Raw genomic sequence first — 4,080 nt, 5'->3', positions numbered from 1 at the left:
CCGCCTCGCGGCCGAGGGGCACGCGCGAGGGACGCCGCGAGGGAAGCGGGCGGCGAGGCTGGGGAGGGGTGAGGTGCGGTCGCCGTGCGGTGCGGGGCGGGACTCAAAGGGGCAGCCGCGAGGACGAAGCACGGCGACGGAAGCACCGCAGCGAGTGAGCGAAGCGAACGGGCGCGGAGCGCACCGAGCCGCGCGAGTCGTCGCAGCTGGGGCTTTAGAGGTGTTCGCGGTAAAGTAGCTAAACACGATCACCGAGCGGCAGGGATTCTGGAGGTAGTCACCACGTCAGCAGCGATTCACAAATGAACGGCCGCGATTCGAAGTACGTTCGCGGCAACCCCGACTTATCGCGCCAACTCCCGATCCTCGTCGGCGTGCGCTCGGACCCAGAGCCGGCCGATCCGCGAGAGCGTCGTCCGGTAGGACTTCCCGTGCGCCTCCTGCTCGATGTACCCCTTCCCGCCGGGGCCGAGCCGGTCGACGTTGTAGATCACCTTCGAGCGGAACGAGTCGGTGTACTCCTCGTTGAGGTCATCGGCGAGCGTCTCCGCGAGCTCCGAGACGGAGGCGAACTCGCCGTGCTCGCCCAGTGTAAAGAGGACGAGCTCCTCGAACGGCTTGACGTTCTGGAAGGAGGCGACGGGCAGCTCGATCACGTGGCTGTCGCCGATGCGCTTCGCGCCGATAGTGGTGCCGCGCTCGTCGAACTCCTCTAACAGCGACGTCGTCGTGTCGAGCCGGTCGGCGACGCGGTCCTCGTCCAGCGCGTCGCCGTCGACCGCGTCGCGCTCGACCAGCTCCCGCAGGAGGTCGCGGTTCGCGCGGAGCTCCTCCGCGAGCTCGGTCTCCAGGTACTTCTCCGGAGCGGTGTAGTAGGTGTGGATACGGTCGCGGTCGGCCTGCCGCTCGACCATGATCGAGTGGGCCGCGGTCGCGAACGCGAACGACACCGGGCGGGGCATCGAACAGAGGTTCACCCACACCTCGCGCTCGTCGGCGCCGTCTCCCGCGCTCTCGCCGTCGGCGTCGTCGGACTCGCCCTCGACGCCGTCCCGGTCCAGCTCCGCGTTGATCAGGTCGTAGGCGCGCTCGAAGGCGGCGTCGTAGTCGTACACGTCGGTCAGGCGCTCGCGGACGGTCTCGGCGCCGAGCAGGTTCTGGAAATCCTGTTCGAGCTTCCGGGCGATGTTCCGCGAGTACTCGACGTTGGCCTCGCTCCCGACCGTCCCCTCTAAGAGGATCACCCGGTCGACGTCGAACTGGTCCCGGATGAGCGGGGCGATCATGCGGTCGTAGTCGAAGCCGACCGGCACGATGTGCGTTTGCATTACGCTACACTACGGAGGGACGGTTATATATCCCCTCAAGCGGCGCGCCGACGGCCGCGCGAGGGGCGGTCCGCGTCTCCGATCTGCAACGATAATGATGATTAAAACAATACATAACGGACATTCTGCGAGAATAAATTAACATTTCGAGTCTTTTTTCTACATACGACGACAATTGGGTATCGTAATGGCAGTTCGTAAGTCGAATACCGAACGCGGACCCGAGCGACTGAAAGACACCCCTCGGCCCGAGGACCTCGACGCGGCGACCAGCCCGGCCGACCGCCTGCTGGCGTGGCTGCGCTCCTGACGTTTCGCTCCGCTAACTCTTCGCTTTTCTTAACGATTCTCTCCCGTTTCGAGCGGCGATTCCGAGACGAGGAAGGGGTCTCCCGACGCGCTTAACACGCTCGCCCCCTCGGCTCCGGCATGGAGCGCGCGCCGAACGTCTTCCTGCTGTCCGCGGACTCGCTGCGCGCCGACGCGTTCGCGGACACGGCCGAGCGCCTCGCGGACGAACTGGACGGGACGCGGTTCCCTACCGCGGTCGCGCCCGCCCCGTTCACGGCCAGCTCCGTCCCGGCGCTCGCGACCGGGCGGTTCGTCGACGGCACAGACCCCGAGGGCGAGGCGGCCGGCGGCTCGGGCGACGCTGGCGACGACCCCGCGTCGCTCCTCGCGCGGTTCCGCGAGGCGGGCTACGAGACGATGCTGCTGACCGACAACCCCCTGGTCCGGCCGGCGCTCGGAGAGGAAGAGGGCGCGTCGACCGAGGGCGGACTGACCGCGCGACTGGACGATGCGCTCCCGCGGTCGCTGACGCGGGTCGTCGAGCGCGGCTACTTCGACGCGGTCTGGCCGCTCGCGCGCCGGCTCGGCCTCCTCGGGCCCTACTACCGGCCGGCGACGACGCTGCACGACCGCGCCGAGGAGCGGCTCGCCGACGCGGACGGCCCGGTCTTCTGCTGGATTCACTACATGGACACCCACACCCCGTACTGGCCGCCGACCGACGCGACCCCGGAGCCCGGCGACTACCGGACCTCGGCCCGGAGTCGGAGCCTCGCCGTTCGCGGCGCCGACGCCCTCGAGCCGGCCGACCTCGGTCCGGTCCGGGCGCTGTACGACCGGAGCTGCGACGCGCTCGGAACGGCGATCGAGCGGTTCGTCGCGCGGCTCCGCGACAGCGGCCGCTACGACCCCGACCGGGACGTGCTCGCGCTGACCGCCGACCACGGGGAGAACTTCGACCCCGGCCGCGGGCTGATCGGCCACGTCCCCGCGGCCTCCTGGGAGTCGCTCGTCCGCGTCCCGCTGGTGGTCGCCCGGCCGGACTGGCCCGCGTCGGTCGTCGCGGACCAGGTCTCGCTGATCGACCTCCCGCGGATGCTGGCCGTCCCGGCGACTGCGGCGGCCGACGAGTCCGGACCGGCGGCTCCCCCCTCGCCCTCGTCGTTCGCCCGCGAGCACGCCTTCACGGTCGCCAGGACCCTCGGCGCGACGGACCTCGTTCGCGGGGTCCGCCGGGACGACGGCGAGAAGCTGTTCGGCCGACGGACCGCCGACGGGATCGACGCGCTGCGGACGGTCGCCCCGAGCGACGACCCGGCGGCGGAACGGGTGCGCGAGCGCCGCCCGGCGGACGCGGCGCCCCGACCAGACCCCGAGTCGCTGTCGGCCGTGCTCGCCGCGCGGGGCGGCCCCGCAGGCGAGGCGCGCGACGCCCGTCGGTACGACGACGCGCAGCTCCGCGCCCTCGGCTACCTGGAGTGACCGCTCCCGGCGACCGCGGTCGCGACCGCCCCGCGACGCCGAAGCGGTAACGGTAATCCGCCGGCGCGAGAAGGGACCGATATGGACGCACGCATCCGCGAGCACGCCGAGATCATCGCCGACCACTCGACCGGCATCGAGTCCGGCGACGACGTCGTCATTCAGCTGCCCGCCGAGGCCGAGGACCTCGCGGTCGCCCTCCACGAGATCTGCGGGGACCGCGGCGCCAACCCGGTGTACCTCAACTACTCGAAGCGCGCCCAGCGCGCGTTCAAGCGCTCCTCGGAGGAGTTCACCGAGCCGGAGCACCGGCGCGCCCTGTATCAGGAGGCCGACGTGTTCGTCATCGCGCGCGGCGGGTCGAACGCGACCGAGGACGCCGACGTCGACCCCGAGACGAACGCCGCCTACAACCGCGCGATGGAGGACGTCAAGCGGACGCGCCTCTCGAAGACCTGGTGTCTCACGCAGTACCCGACCGCGAGCCACGCGCAGCTCGCTGGGATGAGCACCGAGGCGTACGAGGACTTCGTCTGGGATGCCGCCTCGCTCGACTGGGAGGAGCAGCGCGCCTTCCAGGAGGAGATGGTGGCGATCTTAGACGACGCCGATGAGGTCCGGATCCGCTCGGGCGAGGAGACGGACCTCACGCTCGATGTCTCCGGGAACTCGACGCTCAACGACTACGGCGAGGCGAACCTCCCCGGCGGCGAGGTGTTCACGGCGCCCGTCCGCGACGGCGTCGACGGCGAGGTCCACTTCGACCTCCCGCTGTACCGGTACGGCCGGGAGATCGACGGGGTCCGCCTCCGGTTCGAAGACGGGAAGGTCGTCTCGCATTCGGCCGAGCGCAACGAGGAGCTGCTGACGGGGATCCTCGACACCGACGAGGGCTCCCGGCGCCTCGGCGAACTCGGCATCGGGATGAACCGCCAGATCGACCGGTTCACCTACAACATGCTGTTCGACGAGAAGATGG

General features: G+C 70.1%; 4 protein-coding genes. 3 read left to right on the top strand and 1 reads right to left on the bottom strand.

Annotated features, from left to right (window positions below; all coding sequences use genetic code 11):
- Nucleotides 1–344 precede the first annotated feature (344 nt).
- Nucleotides 345–1,328: an HFX_2341 family transcriptional regulator gene (locus SD626R_RS04275; RefSeq protein ID WP_092563975.1), complete on the bottom strand. Its 984-nt coding sequence runs from the start codon at nt 1,326–1,328 to the stop codon at nt 345–347.
- A gap of 187 nt (nt 1,329–1,515) precedes the next feature.
- Between SD626R_RS04275 and SD626R_RS17135 the strand changes: the two genes are divergently transcribed.
- The 3 genes from SD626R_RS17135 to SD626R_RS04265 form a co-directional block, all read left to right on the top strand.
- Nucleotides 1,516–1,638: a hypothetical protein gene (locus SD626R_RS17135; protein ID WP_255310058.1), complete on the top strand. Its 123-nt coding sequence runs from the start codon at nt 1,516–1,518 to the stop codon at nt 1,636–1,638.
- Nucleotides 1,639–1,757: 119 nt separating this feature from the next.
- Complete coding sequence (locus tag SD626R_RS04270) at nt 1,758–3,101, top strand: sulfatase-like hydrolase/transferase (protein WP_092563972.1); 1,344 nt, start codon at nt 1,758–1,760, stop codon at nt 3,099–3,101.
- Between the two features lie 81 nt (nt 3,102–3,182).
- Nucleotides 3,183–4,080 (top strand): aminopeptidase (locus SD626R_RS04265; protein ID WP_092563969.1); only part of this gene is annotated, 898 nt, incomplete at its 3' end.

The organism is Halorubrum sp. SD626R, assembly GCF_001261915.1.
Lineage (GTDB): Archaea > Halobacteriota > Halobacteria > Halobacteriales > Haloferacaceae > Halorubrum.
This window is presented reverse-complemented; position numbering and strand designations above follow the sequence as displayed.